The 385-nt window shown below is 65.7% G+C and carries 1 pseudogene; it reads left to right on the forward strand.

Annotation, left to right across the window (positions count from 1 at the left end):
- Nucleotides 1-385: pseudogene (locus U4Y91_RS36645) on the forward strand (electron transfer flavoprotein subunit alpha/FixB family protein); the annotation flags it as partial.

The following is a 385-nucleotide window of genomic DNA, read 5'->3' on the forward strand; positions in this document are numbered from 1 at the left end:
CACGGTGGCAGCGGCAGCGAAGATTGGTGGCGACATCCACGTGCTGGTCGCGGGCCACAACGCGCAAGCGGCGGCGGACGCAGCAGCGAAGATTGCAGGAGTTTCGAAGGTGCTGCTGGCCGATGCGCCGCAACTCGAAGCAGGCCTCGCGGAAAACGTCGAGGCAACCGCGCTGAACATCGCGAAGGACTACTCGCACATCCTCGCGCCGGCGACGGCTTACGGCAAGAACATCGCGCCGCGCATCGCCGCGAAGCTGGACGTCGCGCAGATCTCGGACATCACGGCTGTTGACAGTGCCGACACGTTCGAGCGCCCGATCTACGCGGGCAACGCGATCGCGACGGTGCAGTCGAGCGACCCGATCAAGGTCATCACGGTGCGT

The sequence above is a fragment of the Burkholderia sp. BCC1993 genome (assembly GCF_905339865.1).
GTDB lineage: Bacteria > Pseudomonadota > Gammaproteobacteria > Burkholderiales > Burkholderiaceae > Burkholderia.